The sequence below is a fragment of the Pseudomonas sp. genome, assembly GCF_030684895.1.
GTDB lineage: Bacteria > Pseudomonadota > Gammaproteobacteria > Pseudomonadales > Pseudomonadaceae > Aquipseudomonas.
This window is the reverse complement of sequence record NZ_JAUXXP010000043.1, coordinates 1-23,321: the sequence shown is the minus strand read 5'-3', so window position 1 is coordinate 23,321 and position 23,321 is coordinate 1. Positions and strand designations below refer to the sequence as shown.

Sequence of the window (23,321 nt, the reverse complement as noted above, 5' to 3'; positions counted from 1 at the left end):
ATATGGCGTTAAGCATCGTGGGCGGTGCAGTGTGTTTGCGTGCTTAGAAGCGCAGCCCAGGTGGTGGTGGCTGGTCGTACTGTGGTGCTTTTACCGGCAGGCTGATCCAGCGGCTGTTTAGCCGCGCCTGGCTACTGGCGGGCTCAGTGCTCTCTGTTTTGGGCAGCAACCTGGTGTTGTATAGGCCGTTGCTCTCGTCCGGTTCGGCGGTTGGCGCGTACAGCGGCGCATGGCTGAACACTTCAGGTGCAAATAGCTCGGCAGATGCGCTGCCGGCCAGCAAGGTCAGCAGTATCAGAGCGATGCTGCTGGCCATCGTGTGGATGTATCCAAGCCTGTGCATGTCATCTCTCCCTGTTCGTGGACGTGTTTCACGTGCTTTTTCCAACGCACAACGTCCGCCGCTGGGCTTAACCCGCGCTAACGTCGACAACTGCAATAGGTTTACTGCTGATTAATCGGGCTTTCGCTCAGGGTGCGCCGCATGGCCTTTCGTCGAGCCTGGCCGTTTGGGCGTGGGGCGGGTTGGCGCTGGGTTGGTCTGTCCATAATCACCTCTGAGCAAGTCCCATGCTGGCGCAAATAGGGTGGGGCTAAGTCTTAGATACGCTGATTGCCGGGGTGTTGTCAGTGCGCTATCGCACCTAGCGTGCATGCGGCTTAAAGCCTGCCCGGTTTAGCCAGCCTGGCTGCTAAACTGGCGCACTTTTCACCGCCCGATCATCCTTTGGAGCCCCTTGTGAGCCCGCGCATTCACCCTTTGGCCGGTCAGCCGGCACCTGCGACCCTGTTGACCGATATCTCTGCGCTGCTGGCGGCCTATTACGATCTGCAGCCGGACCTGAGCGTGGCCAGCCAGCGTGTGGCATTCGGCACCTCCGGGCATCGCGGCAGCTCCCTGGCTTGCAGCTTCAATCAGGCGCATGTGTTGGCGATCAGCCAGGCGATCTGTGATTACCGGGTGGCCCAGGGCATCAGCGGCCCGTTGTTTATCGGCGCCGATACCCATGCGCTGTCGCAACCGGCGCTGGAAAGCGCGATTGAAGTGCTGGCGGCCAATGGCGTGCAGACCATGATCTCCGCTGGCGGCGAATTCACCCCGACGCCCGCGATCAGCCAGGCCATCTTGGTGCACAACCAGGGCCGCAGTTCGGGCCTGGCCGATGGCATCGTCATCACCCCCTCGCACAACCCGCCGGACAGCGGCGGCTTCAAGTACAACCCAACCAATGGCGGCCCGGCCGACAGCGATATCACCACCTGGGTGCAGAACCGCGCCAATGCGCTGCTCGAAGGCGGCCTGCGCGAGGTCAAACGCATGCCCCTGGCGCAGGCGCGGCAGGCGGCCAATGTGCAGGAATACGATTACCTCGGCAGCTATGTGAATGACCTGGGCAATGTCATCGACTTCGCGCCGATCCGCGCAGCCGGTTTGCGTTTGGGCGTCGATCCGCTGGGCGGCGCCGGGGTGCATTACTGGGCGCGCATCGCCGAGCAGTACGGCCTCAATCTGGATGTGGTGAGTGAGATTATCGATCCGCAGTTCGCCTTTATGAGCCTGGACTGGGACGGGCAGATCCGCATGGACCCATCCTCCAGCCATGCCATGCAGCGTCTGATCGGCTTGAAGAATGGCTACGACATTGCCTTTGCCTGCGACACCGACTACGACCGCCACGGCATCGTCGCGCCGAGCGTCGGCCTGCTGCCGGCCAACCACTTCCTCAGCGTGGCCATCGATTACCTGTTCCAGCATCGTCCGCAGTGGAGCGCCAGCGCGGCGGTGGGTAAAACCCTGGTCAGCAGCGCGATGATCGACCGCGTCGCTGCACGCTTGGGGCGGCCGTTGCAGGAAGTGCCGGTGGGCTTCAAATGGTTTGCTGGCGGCCTGTTCGATGGCTCCCTGGGCTTTGGCGGCGAGGAAAGCGCCGGGGCGACCTTCCTGCGCCGTGATGGTCGGGTCTGGACCACCGACAAGGACGGCATCGCCTTGGCCCTGCTGGCCGCCGAGATGACCGCCGTGACTGGGCGTGACCCGGGCGAGCTGTACCAGGGCCTGAGCGATGAGTTCGGCGCAATCTATGCCGACCGCGTTGACGCACCGGCCTCACCGGCGCAGAAAAAAGCCCTGGGCAAACTCTCGCCAGCGCAGATCAGCAGCCGTGAACTGGCCGGTGATGCCATCACCCAGGTGCTCGACAAGGCGCCGGGCAATGGCGCGGCGATTGGCGGGATCAAGGTGGTCAGCGAAGGCGGTTGGTTTGCCGCGCGGCCGTCGGGCACCGAAGACATCTACAAGATCTACGCCGAGAGCTTTCGCGATGAGGCGCACCTGCAGCGCATCTTCAGCGAGGCGCAGCAGATCGTCGATGGCGCCCTGACTGGCGAATAGCGCTGCGCCTGTTGGTGCGATAGCGCACCGACGGAGGTGGCGCTGGCGTACAGGATGAAGGGGCGCTTGGGTGTCATGTCGGCACCTGTTGTTCCGGCGTGCTGCAGTGACTCATCAAGGAGAACGCCATGAGCCTGGGTACCATTCTATTGATCGTGCTGGTGTTGTTGCTGGTCGGCGCCATACCGGCCTGGCCACACAGCCGCAGTTGGGGCTACGGGCCTACGGGCGGCTTGGGCGTAGTGGTGATTGTGCTGGTGGTGCTGCTGTTAATGGGCCGAATTTAAAGGCTATGTAGCCATTGCGTGTGCATGCAATGGGTAGGTTGGTGTTGAGCGCAGCGAAGCCCAACAGGCTGTGACAGGTCTCGTTGGGCTTCGTCGCGTTGCTCCTCAACCCAACCTACCCACTTGGCTGACGTGTCCCTTCCACCTGATCTGATCAGGCGTTAGTCTGCGCAGCGTATCCGCCGCTGTGGTCGCCGTATGTACCGTCTTGATCTAAAAATCCGCCTGTATAACGGCTCCGACATTGCCATCGGGCCCGGCAAGGCCGAGTTGTTGGCGGCTATCGCCCAGCACGGCTCGATCAGCGCCGCCGCGCGCGCCATGGGCATGTCCTATCGGCGTGCCTGGCTGTTGGTGGAAACCATGAACCGCAGTTTCCAGCAGCCGCTGGTCAGCACGCTGGCCGGCGGCAAGCAGGGCGGCGGCACCCAGCTCACCGCCACCGGCGAGTTGATTCTGCAGCGCTACCGCGCCCTCTGCGCCGCCGCCTTGGCAACGGTGCAGAGTGGCTGTGATGAGCTGGCCGAACTGCTGGCCGAAGCGCCTTCTAATACCGACCTATAACTCGATCCGCAAACGATGCGTGGCACCATCCAGCGCCACTTTCAGCAGCCCTTGCGGGCACTCGATGGGCTGCTCGTCCAGCCAGGCCTGGCGAATGCCCTGGCTGCGTTGCGCTGGGTTGCTCAGCTCAATCTGGTAATGGCTGCCTGCCAGCGCAATGCGTGCGCTAAAGCCTGGCCAGTCGGCCGGAATGCAAGGGTTGAGCAGCAGCCAGTCACCCTCACGGCGAATACCGAGAATCCCTTCCACGCCGGCGCGGTACATCCAGCCGGCCGCGCCGGTGTACCAGGTCCAGCCGCCGCGACCATTGTGCGGCGCCACCGCGTAAACATCGGCGGCCAGCACGTAAGGCTCGACCTTGTAGCGCTGGCAGGCCTCAGGGCTGTTGCCGTGGTTGATCGGGTTGACCAGGTCAAACAGATCGAACGCCTGCTTGGCGGAGCCGAGCTGGCAGTACGCCAGAATTGCCCACATTGCCGCGTGGCTGTATTGCCCGCCGTTCTCCCGTAGGCCCGGCGGATAACCCTTGATATAGCCGGGCTCCAGCGGGGTTTTGTCGAACGGCGGGGTGAACAGTAGGGCGATGCCGTCGTCTTCGCGGATCAGCTGGCGTTGCATGGCAGCCATGGCCATATTCGCCCGCAGCGGATCGGCGCTGGCCGACAGCACCGCCCAGGACTGGGCAATCGAGTCGATTCGGCATTCGCTGCTTTGTACCGAGCCGAGCCAGGTGCCGTCATCGAAGGTCGCGCGGCGGTACCACTGGCCGTCCCAGGCATAGGTCTCCAGCGCCAGGCGCAGTTGCTCGGCATGCGCTCGCCAGCGCGCCACACGGGTGCTGTCGTGCGCCTCGGCATAGGGGCTGAACAGCGCAATGCTGCGCAGCAGCAACCAGCCCAGCCACACGCTTTCGCCCTTGCCGTGTTCGCCCACGCGGTTCATGCCGTCGTTCCAGTCGCCGCCACCAATCAGTGGCAGGCCCAGTTCGCCGGTCAGTTGCAGGCATTGGTCGAGGCCACGGGCGCAGTGCTCGAACAGTGAAGCCGGCGCATCGGCCTGCATCGGCTGGAAGAACGCATCGTGCTCACCGGCGGCCAACAGCGGACCTTCGAGAAAGTCCAACTGCTCATCGAGAATCGCCGCATCGCCGCTGCACTGGATGTACTGCGCGGTGGCGTAGGCCAGCCACACCCGGTCATCGGAGATGCGCGTGCGCACGCCCTGGCCGGAATGCGGCAGCCACCAGTGCTGTACATCGCCCTCGACAAACTGGCGGCTGGCCGCGCGCAGGATATGCGCGCGGGTCATGGCCGGGCTGGCGAAGGTCAGTGCCATGCCGTCTTGCAGCTGGTCGCGAAAACCGTAGGCGCCACTGGCCTGGTAAAACGCCGAGCGCGCCCAGACGCGGCAGGCCAGGGTCTGATAGAGCAGCCAGCCGTTGAGCATGATGTCCATGGCGCGGCTTGGGGTTTGCACCTGCACCGCGCCGAGCACGCGCTGCCAGTGCGCCTGCACCTGGGCCAGTACGGCGTCCAGGTCGGCCTGGCGGTACTGCGCAATCAAGGCGCTGGCCTGCTGCTCGCTGGCGCATTGGCCCAGTAGCCAGAGCACCTCAACGCTTTCCCCGGGTTGCAGTTCCAGCTGGCATTGCAGCGCCGTGCAGGGGTCGAGGCCCGCACCCAGGCTGCCGCTCAGCGCTGTTTCTCGGGCCAGGGCGGCAGGCTGCGCGAGGCTGCCGTTGCGCCCGATAAACTCGCTGCGATCAGCGGTCCAGCTGCTTTGCCGGCCGCCCAGGTCGCTGAACGCGCTGCGCCCGGTAAAGGCAATGCTCCAAGGGTTGCGCGCCAGGATGGCACCCGTGGCGCTGTCCTGGCGGCTGAGGATAAACGGCGCATTGGCCGCTCGCGTGCTGCCCAGCACCCATTCGGCATAGGCGGTGACGCTCAGGCGGCGTGGCCGGCCGGAGAGGTTGCGCAGGGTCAGCCGGGAGATCTTGAGCGGGTCGTCCAGCGGCACGAACTGCAGCAGCTCCATGGCAATGCCGCTGGCCTGGTGGCTGAAGCGGCTGTAACCAAAGCCATGCCGCGCTTCATAGTGGCCGCTGTCGCGCAGCGGTTGGGCGGTGGGGCTGAACAGCGCCAGGCTGTCTTCGTCGCGCACGTACAGGGCTTCGCCTGGCGGGTCGCTGACCGGGTCGTTGGACCAGGGCGTGAGCTGGTTTTCCCGGCTGTTGTCGGCCCAGGTGTAGCCGCTGCCTTCGGCTGAAACCTGAAAGCCGAATTGCGGGTTGGCGATCACATTGATCCACGGCGCCGGGGTGTTGCTCCAGGCGTTCAGGCGCACCACGTACTCGCGGCCGTCCAGGTCGAAGCCGCCCAGGCCATTGGCAAACTCCAGCGGGCTGGGCGGTGGCGCGTGAGATACCGGTATGGGCTGTGCGCTGTGGTTGCCGATGCTGGCAGGCAGCGGGCTGGGGCAGGGCGGGATACGCGCCAGTTGCTCGCTGATCGGCCCGCGATGGGCCACCAGCAGCACCCGTGCCACCGCTTGCAGGTGTTCGCGGAACTCGCCACTGAGCAGATCAGCGCGCAGCACGAACACCGAGCCCTGCGCCAGTTCGGCGGCAAAGCGTGGGCGTGACTGGCTGCTGCGTACGGCGGTTTCAATGGCCACCTGCAGGTCCTGCAGGTAGGAGGAGGCATGCTCGTTGACGATCACCAGGTCCACCGCCAGGCGCTTCATCCGCCAGTATTCGTGGGCGCGCAGCAGTTGCCGCACCTGGGCGATGTCTTCGGCGTCGCTGATGCGCAGCAGGACAATCGGCAGGTCGCCGGAAATCCCCTGGGACCACAGCACCGACTGGCTACCGAGGCCGCGCAGCAGGCTGGCGGCCGGTGCGCGAAAGCGCGCGTCGGCGTACAAAATCGGCGCGGCCAGGCGCTGAAAGTCGGCGGCTTCGGCGGCGAGCATATCGAGGTGACGCAGCTGCACCTGGGCCTGGGTCCAGGCCAGGGTTTTCGCCCGCTCGAAGGCGCTGCGGTCATGGTGCTTGTCGATCAGGTCGAGCAGCGCCTCACGGGTCGGCGCCACCATCGTCCAGAACGCCACGCGGGCGATTTTCCCCGGCTCGATCAGCAGGCGCTGACGCAGCGAGAAGATCGGGTCGAGCACAGTGCCGACGCTATTGGATAGGCGCTGGCCCTGGCGAATCACCGCGGCGGCGTGTAGCGCGCAACTGCGTCCGAGAAACTTCGCACGGTCGGATTCGTACTGCGGCTCGGCGCTCACGTCACCTTCAACCACGGCAAAATGCGCGGCCCACAACGGCTGCTCGCTGGCGCTGCGCGGACGCCGTGTGGCAATCAGCGCGGCGAAGGCGGGCAGGTATTCGGTGACCACAAACAGCTTGGAGAACGCCGGGTGGGCGTTGTCGCTGGCGGCGCTGGCGAGCACCAGTTCGGCGTAGGAGGTCAGTTCGATTTCCCGCGCCACGCGGCCGCTGTTGGTCAGCGAAACACGGCGCACTTCACCATCGTCTTCGCCGGAGACCAGCACTTCCAGGCTGGTGGTGAGGTTGCCGTCGTGGCGGCTGTAGCTGGCGTAGTCCTCGGCGAACACCACTTCGTCATAGGGGTTGCCGCTGCTCGGCTGCGCGCCCAGGGACCAGTGCGTGCCGTTGCGGGTGTCCCAGAGGAAGATGAATGAGCCGTGCTGGTCGCGGGTGCTGTCTTCCTGCCAACGGGTGATGGCGATGTCGCGCCAGCGGCTGTAACCCGCACCGCTGGCGGTGAGCATCACGCTGTAACGGCCGTTGCTGAGCAGGTGGGTGACCGGCGGATTGCCGTTGAAGTGGTTCAGCCGGCGCTCGTTGTGCAGCGTGCAGTCGGCTTCTGTGGCGCAGGCGCTGACCTCTTCGGCGCGCGGATGGGCGACGGCGACATTGCGTGGCATGCGTTCCTGCAACAGCAGCTCGCAGGCCTGGATCATCGGTTCGCGGTGGAAGCGCGCACGCATCTGGCCGTCATGCAGGGTATTGGCAATGGCGACGATGCTCATGCCCTGATGGTGGGCCATAAAGTTGCGCACGATGGCGAAGGGCTGGTCATCCGGCAGGCGCGTGCGGGTGAAGTCCAGCGCTTCATAGAAGCCATAACGGCCCAATGCGCCCTTCTGCGCCAGGCGTCGATAGTTGGCCAGGGCGCCTTGTGGGTCAACCATGGTCGCCAGGCCCGTGGCATAAGGGGCAATCACCCGGTTGGCGGACAAGCCGCGCTTGAGGCCCAGGCCCGGTACGCCGAAGTTGGAATACTGGTAGGTCTGCTCCATGTCGCGGGCGTTGTAGGCCGATTCGGAAATCCCCCAGGGGATGCCCAGGGCTTCGCCATAGGCGGCCTGGCGCGCCACCACCAGGCGGTTGGTCTGCTCCAGCAGGCTGCCGGCCGGGGCGCGCATCACCAGCGACGGCATCAGGTATTCAAACATCGAGCCGGACCAGGAAATCAGCGCCGAACCGCTGCCCAGTGGCGTGGCCGTGCGGCCCAGGCGGAACCAGTGACGGGTGCTGACATCGCCCTTGGCGATGGCGAACAGGCTGGCCAGGCGCGCCTCCGAGGCGAGCAGGTCATAGCAGCTGCTGTCCAGGCTGTTGTCGGCCAGGCAGAAGCCGATCGACAGCAGCTTGCGTTCCGGCTCCAGCAGGAAGGCGAAATCCATGCCCAGGGCCATGTTGCGTGCTTGTTCGGCGACGCTGCGCAGCTCGTTGTGCAGGGTTGTGCGTTGGCTATCGGTCAGCTCGACATCCTGCTGCAGGTCGCCCAGGGCCTGGGCGATGGCCTGCAGCCAGAACAACAGGTCGCCAGCCTGGTTGTCCGTGTCGAGCGGGGCGATGCCGCTGGCCAGCAGCACGGCTTTGTCACTCAGGCGCAGCAGGGTTGGCAACAGGCTAAGCAGCGGCTGCGCGCCATTCAGGCCCGCTTCGATCTGTTGCAGTAATTCGTGCAGCTGTTGGCTGCGTTCGCTACCGGTGGCTGGCTGGGCCGCCAGCGCGGTGCGGGCCAGTTGCAGGTTGTCGTGGATGCCCTGGCGGGCGTCCGCGCTCACGGGGGCTTTCAGCCATTGCTCGCAGGCATTGGCGACCACCAGTAGGTGGCCCGCCAGATTGCCGCTGTCCACCGACGACACATAGGCCGGTGCCAGCGGGCGTAAATCCTCGGTGTCGTACCAGTTGAAGAAGTGCCCGCGATGGCGCTGCAGCTGCGCCATGACCGTCAGCGTGGCCTGCAGACGGGTGAGAGTGCGCTGGGTGCCGGCCCAGCCGAAATCGCGGGAGGCGATAGCGGAGAGCAGGTACAGGCCCATATTGGTCGGCGAGGTGCGGTGGGCGATAACCGGCTTGGGGTCTTCCTGGAAATTATCCGGTGGCAGCTGGTTGTCGGCTGGCGTGACGAAGGTTTCAAAGAAGCGCCAGGTGCGCCGGGCAATCAGCCGCAGTTCGCTGGTTTGCGTCGGGTCGATCAGCAGGCGTTTGGCCACGCGTGGCGAACGGCTGACCAGCATGGCAATTGCCGGCGCGCTGAGCCAGAGCAGGGCGAAGGGCAGTACCAGCGGCCAGATGGCCGGCGCCCAGAGCACGGCCAGGACGCATAGCAGCAGGCCGAGCGTGGTGCCGCCGGCCATGCCGCAGTAGAAGCCCAGCAGTTTCAGGCGCGGGCTGATCGCCGCCTGGGCTGCGGTGGTCCATTCCAGCAGGTTGCGCCGGGTGATCAGCAGGCGGGTCAGGGTGCGGCTGATCGCATCGAGCATGCGCCAGCTCTGGTCGGCGAGAAATGTCAGGTTCAGCGCGCTTTGCAGCAGGGCCAGCAGCAGGTCATCGCGCAGCTTACCCAGGTGGCTGCGCCAGCGAATGCCGGCGCGTGCCGGCAGCAGGCCGAAGCACAGCGGCAGCACGGCCGGGATCAGCAGGCTGGCAAGCAGTAGCAGGCTGGCGCTCAGCGCTGCCGGCAACGGCAGCAGCCAGCTCAGCCCCAGCGCCGCCAGGGTGGCCGGGGCCAGCAGGGAGCGGCGCAGGTTGTCGAGCATCTTCCAGCGGCCGATGCTCGGCAGCGCCTGTTTGCCGCGTAGCGGGCCGAAAATCCACGGCAGCAGCTGCCAGTCGCCACGGGTCCAGCGGTGCTGGCGCTTGCCGGCGACGTCGTAGCGCGAGGGGAATTCCTCGACCACTTCCACATCCGAGGCCAGGCCTGCGCGGGCGAAAACCCCTTCGAACAGGTCATGGCTGAGCATGCTGTTTTCCCCGACCCGGCCGGCCAAGGCGGCCTCGAAGGCATCGATGTCGTAGATGCCCTTGCCGGTAAAGGAGCCTTCGCCGAACAGGTCCTGGTACACATCGGAGACAGCAGCGGCGTAGGGGTCCATACCGCCGGGGCTGGAGAAGACTTTCTGGTACAGCGAGCCTTCGCGCTGCAAGGGCAGCGACGGGGTCACCCGGGGCTGCAGAATCGCGTAGCCGCCGACTACCCGTTGTAGCTCGGTGTTGAAGCGCGGCTGGTTCAGCGGGTGGGCCATCTTGCCGATCAGGCGCAGCGCCGCATCACGCGGCAGACGGGTGTCGGCATCCAGGGTGATGACATAGCGCACATCTGTGGGGATGCGCTGGCTTAGCCCAGGCACCTCGGTAAAGCTGGTGTCGTCGGCGCCGCGCAGCAGGCGGTTGAGTTCATGCAGCTTGCCGCGCTTGCGCTCCCAGCCCATCCAGACGTTTTCACTGGGGTTGAACTGCCGGCGCCGGTGCAGCAGGAGGAAACGACTACCGACGATGCCGGGGCCGTAACGCTGGTTGAGCTGGTCGATGGCGGCGCTGGCCAATTGCAGCAGGGCGGCGTCGCTGGCCAGGTACTCCTGCTGGGCATCCAGGCCATCGGTGAGCAGGGCGAAGGTCAGATCGCCGCCATGCCCAGCCAGGTGATGCACTTCCAGGCGCTCGATCTGCTCCAGCAGATCGGCCTTGCTGCCGAGCAGGGTCGGCACGGCAATCAGCGTGCGCAGGTTGCTGGGCACCCCTTCGCTAAGCTCCAGACCCGGCAGGCCCATGGCGCCGAAGCTGTTACTGACCGCGCGGTTGACCAGCGCGGTGGCCACCTCAGTCGCGGGCAGAAAGCCCAGCACACCCAGCGCCAGCAGCCAGCCAGCGGTGACGCCCTGGCCGGCCAGGCTGTACAACGCCAAACCCAGCAGCAGGCTGGCCAGGCCGACGATGGCGCCGACGTAGCCGGGCATGCCGAGGTGCATATGCCCACGGCTGATGCGCAGACGCAGCGGCGGGCGAAAATTGATGCGCTGCTCCAGCGCCAGGCGGCCTTCGGCGATCAGGTGGTAGCCGGGGTCGCTGGTGCGTGGGTCGGCAAGCTCGGCCTCGCCGGCCAGTTGGCTGGCCTGCAGGGCCTGTTCGGCAACCTCCAGTTCACTGCAGGCGCTGCCACGGGCCAATTGCTCAATGGCGCTGCGGTACTGGTTGCGGGTGGCAAAGTCCATCGCGGCAAAGTCGCTGCGTGCGCCCAGGCGGGCATCCACCAGGCTGACGTTCTCGAACAGCTGCGCCCAGTCGATGGAGGAAATCAGGCGCATGCTGTTGATGATATTGCGCACCGTGAGGTTGGACGCGCCCTGGCGCTGCTGCGCGTGCTGCACCACTTCATCGATGCTGCTGCCCTGCGCGCCGAGGCGCTCTTCCAGCCAGCCCAGCGCTGGCGTGGTGAGCGGATCATGGTCACGCAGGCGCTTGGCCAGTTGCGCGGCAAACGGCTCGCTAAGCGGTATGCGGGCGCGTTCGTGCAGCTCCTTGTCGAGTGCTGCGTGCGTGGCGCTTTTGCCCAGCAGACGGCTGGCCAGGGCATCGGCGTCGGCCCGCGCGCTGCGCCCTGCGGTCATCTGGTCAGCCAGGCGACGCAGGTTCTCGATCAGCACGATGCGCAAGGTGATGGCCACCGCCCACAGCTCGCCGATGGTCAGCGGCTGCACCTGCTGATAGGCGACGAGAAAGCGCTGCAGGATGTCCGGGTCGAAGTGGCTGTCGGTGTGGGCGATAAACGCCCAGGCCATGCCCAATACCCGTGGGTAACCGGCAAAGGGGCCGCTGGCCAGTTTCGGCAGCTGGCGGTAATAGCCGGGCGGCAGGTCATCGCGGATCTCGCGAATCTGCTCTTCGACCAGGTGGTAGTTATCCAGCAGCCATTCGGCCGCTGGCACCACGCCGCGACCATTGGCCAGCTCCGCAGCACTGGCGCGGTAGGCTGCGAGCAGCACCTTGGCGTTGTCATTCAGGCGGCGATGCAGGGACAGCACGGCGGGCGGCTTGCTGCTCACCGGCTGGGCAGCGGCCAGGGTGCAGGCGTGTTGTTCGAGGCGTTCGATGCCGAACAGTTCTTCGCGTACCGGGGCGTGATCAAGCCATGGCGAGGGTGCAGCTGCACGGCTGAATAGAGCAGAGAAGACTGAGGTCATAGGGCGCGGTTCCAGCCATCATTGGCATGCGCGATGGGCGTCGAGGTGCGAGACCCATCTGAGAAACCGCGACAGCGGACCTACGAAGTCACGATTGCCGTGCCCTGTTGCTTCGCCGTGCTGATTTTGCATATTGGCCGCAGACGCTGGTGTGACCGGTCAACACCCAAGACCCGGGTACCGCGATGGCGGGGTAAACCTGCACCATCGGGAAGAATGCTGTCGCAGCATTGTCACCACCCTACAGCAGGGCCCTGGCTGGCGTCTGTTCGCTAACGGACATAGCTGCAAATGGGCCTGCGTTTAACGCAGCTGCGCTTCGGCGAGGGTCAGGCTGCGCGGAATAAGCGATGCATCCCAGTGCTGGCTGGCCCAGCGCAGCAGTTCGGCAGGCTGGCCATGGGGGGCGCCGTCCGGTAACGGCTGGCCCAGTGCGCGCAGAGCGCGTATCAGCAATGGCGTTGCTTGATCGGCCGGCAGCGGTGGTGAGCGGTAGGATTTGCCCAGCTTGTGGCCATCCGGCTGGATAATCAGCGGCACATGCAGGTAGCGCGGCTGCGGTAAGCCTAGCAGCTCCTGCAGGTACAGCTGGCGCGGGGTGGAGTCGAGCAGGTCGGCGCCGCGCACTATATCGGTGATGCCCTGCCAGGCATCGTCGAGCACTACCGCCAACTGGTAGGCATACAGGCCATCACGGCGGCGAATCACAAAGTCACCCACCTCACGGCCCAGGTGCTGGCGGTACTCGCCTTGCACCCGGTCGACAAAGTGGTAGGTCAGCTCTGGGACCCGCAGGCGAATCGCCGCATCGGCAAAACCGTGGCCGGCATTGCGGCAAGTGCCGGGGTAGATGCCCTGGCTGCCTTCCAGTTGCTTGCGTGAGCAGGTGCAGGCGTAGGCCAGGCCCTGGCTGAGCAGGCGTTCGACCAGCGCGGCGTATTCTGCGTGGCGTTCGCTCTGGCGTACCAGTTCGCCATCCCACTCGAAGCCGTAGCTTTCCAGGGTGCTGAGAATCCCCGCTTGAGCGCCGGCGACTTCGCGGGGCGGGTCGAGGTCTTCCATGCGCAGCAACCAGCGGCCGTTTACCGCGCGCGCGTCAAGGTAGGACGCAAGAGCTGCGACCAGTGAGCCGAAGTGCAGATAACCGCTTGGGGTGGGGGCGAAGCGGCCGATGTAGGCGGGTGTGTTCATGTCTGGCACACACAGGGACAGAAACAACAGAGGGTGCCGAAGCACCCTCTGGGTCAGATCAGGAACCGATCTGTTTTTCTTTGATTTCCGCCAGGGTTTTGCAATCGATGCAAAGGGTGGCGGTGGGGCGTGCTTCGAGACGGCGGATGCCGATTTCGACGCCGCAGGAATCGCACCAGCCGTAATCGTTGTCTTCGATCAGTTGCAGGGTTTCGTCGATCTTCTTGATCAGCTTGCGCTCACGATCACGGGCACGCAGTTCCAGGCTGAATTCTTCTTCCTGGCTGGCGCGATCCGCTGGATCGGGGAAGTTGGCTGCTTCGTCCTGCATATGGTGCACAGTACGATCAACTTCCTGCATCAATTCCAGCTTCCACTTATTGAGGATGCCGGTGAAGTGGGCGCGCATCGGCTCACCCATGTATTCCTCACCCTTTGTTTCTTTATAGGGCTCGAAACCACGAGTCAGTTGGCTGCTTTTTGCTTTTGCTTTGGTGGGCATGGATGACCGCCTCTCACTCTTCTAATCCACTGCGCAGGACGGTGTCCCTTGCCCGTTCTACGTCGAGTAGAACTGGCCCTGCGGCTGCAAGCGGGCGAACTTACCAGAACAACTCGGCCTGCGCCACTCCCGGTTGTCGTGGTTGCGCCGGGTATGCTGCTGCAGGCCGTTGAAAAACGTAGGCGAGGCAGGCAAGACAAGGCGAAAACAGGCGAGGAAGCGGAGTGTACTTTTGTACATGAGCATTCCGAGCCTGTTTTTAACGCCGTATTGCCAAGGCAGGTAGTTTTTCGACGGCCTGTTAGAATCCGCGCCTTAATCCAGACCAAGGCAGTCCCATGGCCCAGTCCTACAGTGCGCGCAGCCGCGCCATAGAACCTTTTCACGTGATGGCGCTGCTCGCTCGTGCCAATCAGCTGCAGGCTGACGGCCATGACGTGATTCACCTGGAAATCGGCGAGCCGGACTTCACCACCGCCGCGCCGATTGTCGCCGCCGGGCAGGCCGCTCTGGCCGATGGGCACACTCGTTACACCGCCGCGCGCGGCCTGCCGGCCCTGCGTGAGGCGATTTCCAGTTTCTATGGCCAGCGTTACGGTCTGGATATCGACCCGCAGCGCATTTTGATCACCCCGGGTGGCTCGGGCGCCTTGCTACTGGCCACCAGCCTGTTGGTTGACCCCGGCAAGCACTGGCTGCTGGCCGATCCCGGTTATCCCTGCAACCGGCACTTTTTGCGCCTGGTCGAAGGCGCGGCGCAGCTGGTGCCGGTGGGCCCGGAGGTGCGTTATCAGCTGACGCCCGAGCTGATCGAGCGTTATTGGGATCAGGATAGCGTCGGCGCACTGGTGGCGTCGCCGGCCAACCCGACCGGCACCTTGCTTAGCCGTGATGAGCTAAGCGGGCTGTCCCAGGCCTTGAAGGCGCGCGGCGGCCATCTGGTGGTGGATGAGATCTACCATGGCCTGACCTACGGCGTAGATGCCGCCAGCGTGCTGGAAGTGGACGACGAAGCCTTTGTGCTCAACAGTTTTTCCAAGTATTTCGGCATGACTGGCTGGCGCCTGGGCTGGCTGGTGGCGCCACCGGCCGCCGTGCCGGAGCTGGAGAAATTGGCGCAGAACCTCTATATCAGCGCGCCGAGCATGGCCCAGCACGCTGCGCTGGCCTGTTTTCAGCCGCAGACCCTGGAGATCCTCGAGCAGCGTCGCCATGAATTTCAGCGCCGCCGTGATTTCCTCTTGCCGGCGTTGCGTGAACTGGGCTTCAAGATCGCCGTGGAGCCGGAGGGCGCCTTCTATTTATATGCCGATATCAGCGCCTTCGGCGGTGATGCCTTTGCCTTCTGCCAGCACTTTCTGGAAACCGAGCATGTGGCCTTTACCCCCGGTCTGGATTTCGGCCGCTACCAGGCCGCGCAGCATGTGCGCTTTGCCTATACCCAGGACCTGCCGCGCCTGCAGCAGGCGGTGGATCGCATCAAACGTGGCTTGAATAGCTGGAAGCCCCATGCAGTTTGAGCCGCCGCTGCAAGAGGGACGGCTGCTGCGCCGCTATAAGCGTTTTCTCGCCGATATCGAGACCGCCAGCGGCGAGCGGCTGACCATCCACTGCGCCAATACCGGCTCGATGCTCAACTGCATGAGTGAAGGCGCGCGCATCTGGTTCAGCCGCAGCAACGACCCCAAGCGCAAGCTGCCGGGCACCTGGGAGATTGGTGAGACACCGCACGGCCGCCTGGCGGTGATCAATACCGGGCGCGCCAATGCCCTGGTGGAGGAGGCGCTAAATGCTGGACTGATCACCGAGTTGAACGGCTTTACCAGCCTCAAGCGCGAGGTGCCGTATGGCCATGAGCGCAGCCGTATCGACTTTCGCCTGGACTACCCGACAGGCGCGGCGTTTGTCGAAGTGAAGAGCGTGACCCTGGGCTTCGCCGACAGCCGCGTCGCCGCCTTTCCTGATGCGCGCACCGAGCGCGGCAGCAAACACCTGCGTGAACTGGCGGCACTGGCCCGTGAGGGCATTCGCGCGGTGCAGCTGTATTGCGTGAACCTGACGGACATCGACGCGGTGCGCCCAGCTGAGGAAATCGACCCGGCCTATGCCGCCGCGTTGCGTGAGGCAGTGAGCGCCGGTGTTGAGGTGTTGGCCTATGGCGCGGCGATCAGCGCGCAGGAAGTGCGGTTGATCAAGCGTCTGGATGTGCGGTTGTAGGAACGGAGCTTTCCGTTTCAACCCGTAGCCCGAACAAGCGCAGCGCAGTCCGGGGTTGGATGTTTGCGCAGTGGCCTGTGAGTAGGGCGGTGATTGCTTCCCGGATTGCGCCAAGGCTTATCCGGGCTACGGTGCCTGATCAAGCGTCTGGATGTGCTGTTGTAGGAGCGGACTTGTCCGCGAGCTTTTGCTGTTTAAGTCCATTTTTTCGCGGGCATGGCCCGCTCCTACAGGGGCTTCAATGCTGCGTTCTGCCGGCCGGCAGCTCCGCTACTGGTTGCATGGCAGTACGTAGATGCTGCTCGAACAGCTCGACAATCGCCGGCCAGCCCTGGCGTGAGGCATGTAGCCGGGCATTCAGGCGCACCCGGCGCAGGCCTTCGTGGTCGGTCAGCAGCCAGCTGGCGGCGTCGATAAAACCTTGTTCGTCCTCGGCCACCGCCAGCGCGCCGTTGTGCCCGTGGCGGATATGTTGCGCGGCCGCCGCCTGATCAAACGCCACCACGCCAAGCCCGGAAGCCAGGGCTTCGAGTACCACATTGCCGAAGGTTTCCGACAGGCTCGGGAATAGAAACAGATCGCCCGAGGCGTAATGCGCCGCCAGTTCCTCTCCGCGCTGCAGGCCGCAGAACACCGCCTCGGGCAGTTGCTGCTGCAGGTTGGCGCACTGCGGGCCATCGCCGACCAGGATCAGTTTCAGCCGCCGCTGCGGGTGCGCCTGCTGCAGCGCCTGAAAGCTCTTGCTAAGCAGGGCCAGGTTCTTTTCTGCGGCCAGGCGGCCGACATGCAGGATGGCGATGTCTTGTTCCGCCAGGCCCCAGCGCTCGCGCAAAGCCGCGCAGCGTTTGGCCGGGTGAAACAGCTGGCTGTCGACGCCGCGCGAAAGCAGTTCCAGGTTGTCGAAGCCACGCCGTTGCAGCTCGATCTGCTGGCTGACGCTGGGCACCAGAGTCATCTGCGAGCGGTTATGGAACCAGCGCAGGTAGTTGGTCAGAACGCGGGTCAGCAAGCCAAAGCCGTAATGCCCGGTGTATTGCTGGAAGTTGGTGTGAAAACCGCTGACCACCGGAATCTGCAAACGCCGCGCGGCGCGCAGGGCGGACAGGCCCAACGGGCCTTCGGTGGCGATATACAGCACATCCGGACGCTGCCGTTGCCAGTTGCGCAGCAGCTTGTGCATCGACGACTGACCCCACTGCAAACCGGGGTAGCCGGGCAGCGGCCAGCCACGGGTTAGCAATAAATCCTGATCGACCGCACCGCGCGGGTCGACGCTTTGTCGCGGCCGCACCAGTTGCACGCGATGGCCATGGCCACGCAGGCCATCGACCAGGCGCCCGAGGGTGTTGGCTACGCCGTTGATTTCCGGCGGGAAGGTTTCGCTGATCAGCGCAATATGCAGGGAAGCTGTGCTCATGGCAGCAGTGTCCGCTGCCGTTATGTAGTGACTGTGACGCTTTGATTGCGCTTGTATTTCAGTCGAGCAGCTTGATCAGCTGCTGACGCAGCCAGATGTGCGCCGGGTCGAGGTGCTGTTGCTGGTGCCAGATCAGGCTGACCTGCACGGGCGGCATAGCGAAGGGCAGCGCCGCGATTTCCAGCGCATGCACCGGAGCGAACGCCTCGGCCAGGCGGGCGGGCACGGTGCCGAGCAGGTCGGTCTGGGCGACGATGGCCGGGATCGGCAGGTAATTGGGCAAATGCAAGGCCGCCTGCCGCCGTACCCTGGCCGAACCCAGGACGATTTCCAGCGGCGAGCCACGCCCGGCGCGTGGGGTGACGATGATATGCCGCGCCTGTTGGTAATCCTCCAGGCTCAGCCCGCCGATAAAGGCTGGGTGCCCGGCGCGGCCGATGGCCACCAGCGGTTCTTCGCGCAGCGGCGCGTAATGCAGGTCGGGTGAATCGAAATGCAGGTAGTCGATGGCCAGGTCCAGCGCGCCGCTTTCCAAACGCTGCACCAGGCTGTCGGCATCATCGGCTTGCACCAGCAGCTCGACCTGCGCGGCGACTCGCGTCAGATGCGCCTGCAACATGGGCAGCAGCGCGGCTTGCGCGTAGTCGTTCAGCGACAGGCTGAAGGCGTGCGGGGTTTGCGGGTCAAAGGGTTCGGCCGGGCCCAGGCCGGTCTGCAGCAGGCGCAGCGCCTGGCGCACGGGTATATAGAGGGCCTGGGCGCGGGCGGTGGGGGTCAGGCCACGGGCGGTGCGCAGGAACAGCTCTTCACCCAGTTGCTGGCGCAGGCGGGCGAGGGCGTTGCTCACGGTTGACTGGCTCAGGTGCAGGCGTTCGGCGGCGCGGGTCAGGTTGCCTTCCTGCATCAGCGCATCGAAGACCAGCAGCAGGTTGAGGTCGAGCTGACGCAAATTCGTTATCAAGAATAATGCTCTTTCTGAATATCCATTATCGGAATGATCTGGCCGCGCCTAGACTGCTGTCAATCCGCACAGGAGTCATGCCGTGGCCTATAACAATGACAATGCTCAGGCTTTCCGCACACGTTATCGGGATGCCATCCACCCGCTGTACAACCCCTGGCTGCATGCCGGCTTTGTGTTGGCCTACGGCCTGACTTGTATAAGCCTGCTGTGGCGCACGCTGGACGCGGTGGCGCTCTGGCAATGGCTGCTGGTGCCGCTGAGCCTGGTGTTCTTCAGCTGGGGTGAGTACCAGGTGCACAAGCGCCTGGGGCACAACAAGACGCGCTTCGGCCAGCTGTTCTACAAGCGCCACACCGGCGATCACCACAGTTTTTTTGTTGAAGGCCAGATGCGCTACGAGACGCTGCGTGATTGGCGGGTGATCCTCTTTCCTGCCTGGCTGATCGTGCTCTACAGCCTGCCGCTGCTGGGCATTTGGTGGCTGCTGGCGCAGCTCGACGGCAACCTTGCCGCGCTGTTCGCCGGCAGCATGCTGCTGGGGTATATGAGCTACGAGGTGGTGCACGCCTGCGAGCACCTGCCGGCCGAACATCCGCTTACGCGCCTGCCGTGGATTCGTCAGATGCGCCGTCTACATGCGCTGCACCACCGCCGTGAGCTGATGCATTCGCGCAACTTCGGCATCGTCCATCCACTGATGGACTGGCTGTACGGCACCCTGCACTGGGAACCGGAGCCGACTTATCAGCAGAACCGCCAGCAGCATCGCATTCGCCTCACCCGCCCGGCGGACGAGGTGCTGAGTTATGCCGCCGCGCCTATTCATTGGCCCGAATGGCACCCGTCGTCGTTACATATCTACGGCCGCGATGGTGTCCTGCTCGCGGGTGACGTGTTCGAGGAAGATATCCACGCCGGCGGCCGCGCCGGCCATCTGCGCTGGGATGTACTCGACTATCAACCGGCACGCCGCTGGCAAGCCAGCGCCCGTGGTGATCACGGCCTGGGGCTGCTGCTGACCTACGAGTGCCTGGAAGTGGAAGGCGGTTGCGAGTTTGTCCGCACCCTGGAATACGGCTTCGACGGTGTGCTGATGCGCCTGGCCAATCGCCTGCTGCTAAGCCGGCGCATTGAGCGCGAATCCCAGGCCTCGATGCAGGCGCTGCGCACGGTGCTTGAGCGCAGCTAGCCTGCGGGGTGATTACTTAGGCAGTGGGCGTGAGCGCCTGCTCCTGGCGTTCACGCACCCAGAACACCGTGGCGCCGGCTACGGCCGCCGGCATCATCAGGATATTCAGCCCTGGCACCAGCAGCGCCACGTAGGTGATGCCGCCAAAGCCCAGGCTCTGCCAGCGTTTTTCACGCAGCCAGGCGAGCATCTCCTGCCAGCTCATCTTGTTGTTGTCCGCCGGGTAGTCGATGTACTGAATCGCCATCATCCACACGCCAAACAGCAGCCACAGCGGTGCGGCGATCAGGTTGACCACCGGGATAAAGCTCAGAATCAGCAGGCCAATGGCGCGCGGCAGGAAGTAGCCCAGCTTGCGCAGTTCGCGGCCCAGGGTGCGCGGTACCATGGCCATCAGCTCGGCCCAGCTGAACGGCGGAAAGTCGTCCTGACCGCGTACCACCACTTCGACCTTTTCCGCGAGAAAGCCGTTAAACGGCGCCGCGATGATATTGGCCAGCAGGGTGAAGGTGAAAAACACCATCAGCAGTACCAGCACCACAAACAGTGGCCACAGTACGTATTCGAGAAAGCTCAGCCAGCTCGGCAGGCTGGGCATAAAGGTATCGACCCAGCCGCCGAACTGCTGCAAGGCCAGGTAAATCAGGCCAACGAAGAGGATCAGGTTGATCGTCAGGGGTAGCAGCACAAACAGTCGCAGGCCGGGGCTCAGCACCAGTTTCAGGCCTTCGCTGAGGTATTGCGGGCCGGTCAGCACAGGCGCGGACATAAGGGCGTCTCCGTGAAATTGAACTCCGCGCGACCTTACCGGCTTTGTCTGGCAGGTGAAAGCCTCTGCAATGGGCGTTAACGATTGCCTGGCGGGGTTATAGCGCTTGCCTATGCAAGGGATTGGCAAAGCATATTTCCGCCGTGGGCTGGGCGGGCATAGGCTGCGCGGCATCCCTTTGTGGGGCTTCCGACCTTACTGCCTTCCCCTAGGTTCTCGCGGAAGTCCCTTTTTATTGCTGCCGGCATTGCCGGGAGGAGCTGTTGATGTCTGCTGATCGTCATGCCCGTGTGATCATTCTGGGCTCCGGCCCTGCCGGCTACAGCGCTGCGGTCTACGCGGCGCGGGCCAATCTCAAGCCGCTGCTGATCACCGGCCTGCAGGCCGGCGGCCAACTGACTACCACCACCGAGGTGGATAACTGGCCGGGCGATGTACATGGCCTGACGGGACCGGCGCTGATGCAGCGTATGCAGGAGCATGCCGAGCGCTTCGAGACGGAAATTGTCTATGACCATATCAATGCCGTCGACCTGGCCGGCAAGCCGTTCACCCTGGTCGGCGACAGCGGCACCTACAGCTGTGATGCGCTGATCATCGCCACCGGTGCCAGCGCTCGTTACCTGGGCTTGCCCAGCGAAGAACGCTTTATGGGCAAGGGCGTTTCCGCGTGCGCCACGTGCGATGGCTTCTTCTACCGCAACCGCGAAGTCGCGGTGGTTGGTGGCGGCAACACCGCTGTGGAAGAGGCGCTGTACCTGGCCAATATCGCCAGTAAGGTGACCCTGGTGCATCGCCGTGGCAGCTTCCGTGCGGAGAAAATTCTGCAGAACAAACTGCAGGCGCGGGTGGCCGAAGGCAAGATCGTGCTCAAGCTGCACGCCGAGGTGGATGAGGTACTGGGCAACAACATGGGCGTGACCGGTGTACGGGTGAAGAACAACGATGGCAGCTTCGATGAGCTGAGCGTCGATGGCCTGTTCGTCGCCATCGGCCATACGCCGAACACCTCGTTGTTCGAGGGCCAGCTGGCGCTCAAGGACGGCTATCTGGTGGTTAACGGCGGTCGTGACGGCAATGCCACTGCGACCAGCATTCCCGGCGTGTTTGCTGCGGGCGATGTGGCCGACCACGTCTACCGCCAGGCGATCACCTCGGCCGGTGCCGGCTGCATGGCGGCGCTGGATGTAGAGCGTTATCTCGACGGTCAGTAAGCCTGAGAATGCAAAGACCTTGATATGAACCGCAATGCCGCCGACCTGGATCAGGTCGGCGGCATTTTTATGTGTCCGAGGAAAGCATCTGTACGGGGCGATGAGGGCTTCGTAGGAGGCGCTTTAGCGGCGAGCTTTTAGTGGTTGTATCGCGGCTGAAGCCCCTCCCACATCAGCAGTGGTTCCTCAGACCCAGGTATTCAACTTCAAATCCCGCGAGCTCATGCGCAGAAACTGATCGCTGGCTTTGACCAGCAAGGCGTGCTCATCGACGGTCAGTTCGCTGCTCTTTTTGCCCTGCGCTTCGCTGCGGTACAGGGTTGTCGCGCCTTCTTCGCGCAGGCGCTGGTAGCGCTGGCTGCGTGCTTCCACCTTGAGCGTCAGCAAGTCGACATAGGCGACTTGCATCAGTTCGCTCTGCCCGGTTTCCAGGGCGCAGCGCTGCAGGGCTGGGGTGTGGGTAAAGGGCGATTCGGAGAGCATGACCTGCTGGCATTCGCTGAGGTCCGGGCGTGGTTCGCCGTTGTGGAACCAGTTGCCACGGATGTCGCGCTTGAGGTTGAGGCTGCGTTGGCCGTGGTTGTCGACCTTTAGCCACAGGCGGCGAAAGCGCCAGCGTGGGTCGCAGTTGAGCACGTAGGTGGCGGCGATGCTGTGGCCTTGCAGGCTTTGCATCAGATGACTGGTGGCGTTGATGCCGTGTTCATCGATGTTCAGGCGCAGATTTTCCACGCCGGGGTTGTGCCATGGTTTCCATACCAAGGTCTGCTGCATGCAAGCGACTCCAAGCCAGGTAGGGTTGGAGAAACCGGGGAAGCACGGCCCTGACGCAGCACGGAGCACCTTCCCTGGTGTTCTCGTTCAAGTAATGGCGCGCAGCATAGGGGGATTTAAATGTGATGTCTGTCAGCCTTTGCCGACAGTTGCGCAAGAACTTGCACGCTTGCTCTTTCGAGTGATTACAAGCTGTTGCGCTGCAGTGACGGTTGCTCGAAGCGCACGCCCGCCAGGCCGGTTTCCATCAATGCGCGGATATTGCCGTGGTCGCTGCCGCTCGGGGTGGCCAGTACGCTGCGGTAATGTTCGCCAAAGCACAGCAGGGTTTCTTCCAGGCTCAGGCCTTCGAGCAAGGCCAGGCCGAGGGTCTTGCACGAGCCTTCGTTCTGTCCGGCTGGGTTGTGCACAGTGCCATTGCTGAAGGCGCTGGGCTGGTAGTGGTAGTGCTCGGCAATAAACGCCAGGGTTTCGGCGAAGGTGAAGTGCTCGCCGCGCAGCTTGGCGCGAAAATCGGTGAGGCTGCGCATTACTTGTTTCCTTTGCTGAAGGCTGTCTGCTGCTCGGCGCTGGCTTCCTTCTGGTATTTGGTTTTCCACTCGGCATAGGGCATGCCGTAGACCTCTTCACGCGCCTCATCCGGAGTGATGGCCACACCGATATCGTCGGCGGCGGCCTTGAACCACTTGGACAGGCAGTTACGGCAGAAGCCGGCGAGGTTCATCATGTCGATGTTCTGCACATCCGGGCGGGAGCGCAGGTGCTGCACCAGGCTGCGAAAGGCGGCGGCTTCAAGTTCGAGGCGTTCTTGCTCGGTCATGGCGATGCTCTCTAAAGGCAGGCGGGAGTGCGTGGCGGCGATGATAAGAGCATGCCCGCCTGGCGGCAACGGCCCCGGCGCAGGACGCGCCGGGAATCATGTGAGGCGTTTTAGCGTGTTGTTCAGCGATGCCCGGCGAGGGTGATCGACACCGATTCGGCAAAACGCAGAGCGTGCAGCTTGTCCACTTCCACTTCGGCGTAGCGCACGTCCGGGTTGGCCATGACCAGGTCGAGAATCTCCTGGGTCATACGCTCCAGTAGAGCAAAGCGATTTTCCTCGACGTGGCGAATCACCGCCTTGGTGATGGTGCGGTAGTTCAGCGCGTGGTCGATATCGTTGTCACGCACTGCTTCCACCGCCGGGTAGAGGATGGTCAGGTTGATCAACACGTCCTGCTTGTTGTTGATCTCCTCTTCCTTGATGCCGATGTAGGTGCGCAGGCGCAGGTCCTTGACGCGGATGCGCGCCATCCCAGGTTCCAGTCGCGGCATTACTTGCTCCGTCCGATCAGTTGCAGGA

The 23,321-nt window shown here is 64.0% G+C and carries 18 protein-coding genes; 7 read left to right on the top strand and 11 right to left on the bottom strand.

Going from position 1 to position 23,321, the window contains the following annotated elements:
• Window positions 1-43 precede the first annotated feature (43 nt).
• Entirely contained in the window at window positions 44-343 is a 300-nt protein-coding gene (locus Q8M42_RS08665) for a hypothetical protein (protein WP_304867079.1), read from the bottom strand.
• A 396-nt stretch (window positions 344-739) separates the two neighbouring features.
• Between Q8M42_RS08665 and pgm the strand changes: the two genes are divergently transcribed.
• The 3 genes from pgm to Q8M42_RS08650 all read left to right on the top strand — a co-directional run bounded on the left by pgm (window position 740) and on the right by Q8M42_RS08650 (window position 3,243).
• Window positions 740-2,392: a phosphoglucomutase (alpha-D-glucose-1,6-bisphosphate-dependent) gene (pgm, locus tag Q8M42_RS08660; protein ID WP_304867076.1), complete on the top strand. Its 1,653-nt coding sequence runs from the start codon at window positions 740-742 to the stop codon at window positions 2,390-2,392.
• 128 nt (window positions 2,393-2,520) lie between these two features.
• A complete protein-coding gene (locus Q8M42_RS08655; protein ID WP_304867073.1) occupies window positions 2,521-2,679 on the top strand; it encodes a DUF3309 family protein in 159 nt (52 codons plus the stop codon).
• Between the two features lie 198 nt (window positions 2,680-2,877).
• Window positions 2,878-3,243: a winged helix-turn-helix domain-containing protein gene (locus Q8M42_RS08650; protein ID WP_304867070.1), complete on the top strand. Its 366-nt coding sequence runs from the start codon at window positions 2,878-2,880 to the stop codon at window positions 3,241-3,243.
• Here the strand turns inward: Q8M42_RS08650 and Q8M42_RS08645 are convergent.
• The 3 genes from Q8M42_RS08645 to dksA all read right to left on the bottom strand — a co-directional run bounded on the left by Q8M42_RS08645 (window position 3,238) and on the right by dksA (window position 13,435).
• Complete coding sequence (locus tag Q8M42_RS08645; RefSeq protein WP_304867067.1) at window positions 3,238-11,742, bottom strand: GH36-type glycosyl hydrolase domain-containing protein; 8,505 nt, start codon at window positions 11,740-11,742, stop codon at window positions 3,238-3,240. The genes Q8M42_RS08650 and Q8M42_RS08645 overlap by 6 nt on opposite strands.
• A gap of 303 nt (window positions 11,743-12,045) precedes the next feature.
• Window positions 12,046-12,933, bottom strand: a complete 888-nt coding sequence (gluQRS, locus tag Q8M42_RS08640) for a tRNA glutamyl-Q(34) synthetase GluQRS (protein ID WP_304867065.1) — start codon at window positions 12,931-12,933, stop codon at window positions 12,046-12,048.
• A 58-nt stretch (window positions 12,934-12,991) separates the two neighbouring features.
• Window positions 12,992-13,435 carry an RNA polymerase-binding protein DksA gene (gene dksA, locus Q8M42_RS08635; RefSeq protein ID WP_090251641.1) on the bottom strand — a complete coding sequence of 148 codons (444 nt, stop codon included), beginning with the start codon at window positions 13,433-13,435 and terminating at the stop codon, window positions 12,992-12,994.
• Window positions 13,436-13,773: 338 nt separating this feature from the next.
• Here dksA and Q8M42_RS08630 point away from each other — a divergent pair, with 338 nt between their 5' ends.
• Together Q8M42_RS08630 and sfsA are read left to right on the top strand one after the other, a co-directional pair.
• Window positions 13,774-14,955, top strand: a complete 1,182-nt coding sequence (locus tag Q8M42_RS08630) for a pyridoxal phosphate-dependent aminotransferase (RefSeq protein WP_304867062.1) — start codon at window positions 13,774-13,776, stop codon at window positions 14,953-14,955.
• Window positions 14,945-15,652, top strand: coding sequence for a DNA/RNA nuclease SfsA (sfsA, locus tag Q8M42_RS08625; RefSeq protein WP_304867059.1), 708 nt, complete (start codon window positions 14,945-14,947; stop codon window positions 15,650-15,652). The genes Q8M42_RS08630 and sfsA overlap by 11 nt, the downstream gene beginning before the upstream one ends.
• Window positions 15,653-15,890: 238 nt before the next feature.
• Here the strand turns inward: sfsA and Q8M42_RS08620 are convergent, their stop codons facing one another.
• Together Q8M42_RS08620 and Q8M42_RS08615 are read right to left on the bottom strand one after the other, a co-directional pair.
• Window positions 15,891-17,069 (bottom strand): glycosyltransferase family 1 protein, encoded by a 1,179-nt coding sequence (locus Q8M42_RS08620; protein ID WP_304867055.1) that lies wholly within the window; start codon window positions 17,067-17,069, stop codon window positions 15,891-15,893.
• Window positions 17,070-17,127: 58 nt separating this feature from the next.
• Entirely contained in the window at window positions 17,128-18,030 is a 903-nt protein-coding gene (locus tag Q8M42_RS08615; protein WP_304867053.1) for a LysR family transcriptional regulator, read from the bottom strand.
• Between the two features lie 82 nt (window positions 18,031-18,112).
• Here Q8M42_RS08615 and Q8M42_RS08610 point away from each other — a divergent pair, with 82 nt between their 5' ends.
• Window positions 18,113-19,222 (top strand): SRPBCC family protein, encoded by a 1,110-nt coding sequence (locus Q8M42_RS08610; protein WP_304867050.1) that lies wholly within the window; start codon window positions 18,113-18,115, stop codon window positions 19,220-19,222.
• 16 nt (window positions 19,223-19,238) lie between these two features.
• Here Q8M42_RS08610 and cysZ read toward each other — a convergent pair whose 3' ends face one another.
• Window positions 19,239-19,991, bottom strand: a complete 753-nt coding sequence (gene cysZ / locus Q8M42_RS08605) for a sulfate transporter CysZ (protein ID WP_304867047.1) — start codon at window positions 19,989-19,991, stop codon at window positions 19,239-19,241.
• Window positions 19,992-20,257: 266 nt separating this feature from the next.
• Here cysZ and trxB point away from each other — a divergent pair, with 266 nt between their 5' ends.
• On the top strand, window positions 20,258-21,205 hold the full coding sequence (gene trxB, locus Q8M42_RS08600) for a thioredoxin-disulfide reductase (protein ID WP_304867044.1): 948 nt from the start codon (window positions 20,258-20,260) through the stop codon (window positions 21,203-21,205).
• 186 nt (window positions 21,206-21,391) lie between these two features.
• On the opposite strand, the gene Q8M42_RS08595 is transcribed toward trxB, so the two are convergent.
• The 4 genes from Q8M42_RS08595 to folX all read right to left on the bottom strand — a co-directional run bounded on the left by Q8M42_RS08595 (window position 21,392) and on the right by folX (window position 23,293).
• The gene (locus Q8M42_RS08595) at window positions 21,392-21,979 is read right to left on the bottom strand and encodes a putative glycolipid-binding domain-containing protein (RefSeq protein ID WP_304867041.1); all 588 of its coding nucleotides are present in this window, start codon (window positions 21,977-21,979) and stop codon (window positions 21,392-21,394) included.
• Window positions 21,980-22,164: 185 nt separating this feature from the next.
• Window positions 22,165-22,509: a HopJ type III effector protein gene (locus Q8M42_RS08590; RefSeq protein ID WP_304867038.1), complete on the bottom strand. Its 345-nt coding sequence runs from the start codon at window positions 22,507-22,509 to the stop codon at window positions 22,165-22,167.
• Window positions 22,509-22,799 carry a DUF1244 domain-containing protein gene (locus tag Q8M42_RS08585; RefSeq protein WP_304867036.1) on the bottom strand — a complete coding sequence of 97 codons (291 nt, stop codon included), beginning with the start codon at window positions 22,797-22,799 and terminating at the stop codon, window positions 22,509-22,511. Before Q8M42_RS08585 ends, Q8M42_RS08590 begins: the two co-directional genes overlap by 1 nt.
• A gap of 122 nt (window positions 22,800-22,921) precedes the next feature.
• On the bottom strand, window positions 22,922-23,293 hold the full coding sequence (gene folX, locus Q8M42_RS08580) for a dihydroneopterin triphosphate 2'-epimerase (protein ID WP_090375336.1): 372 nt from the start codon (window positions 23,291-23,293) through the stop codon (window positions 22,922-22,924).
• Window positions 23,294-23,321 lie beyond the last annotated feature (28 nt).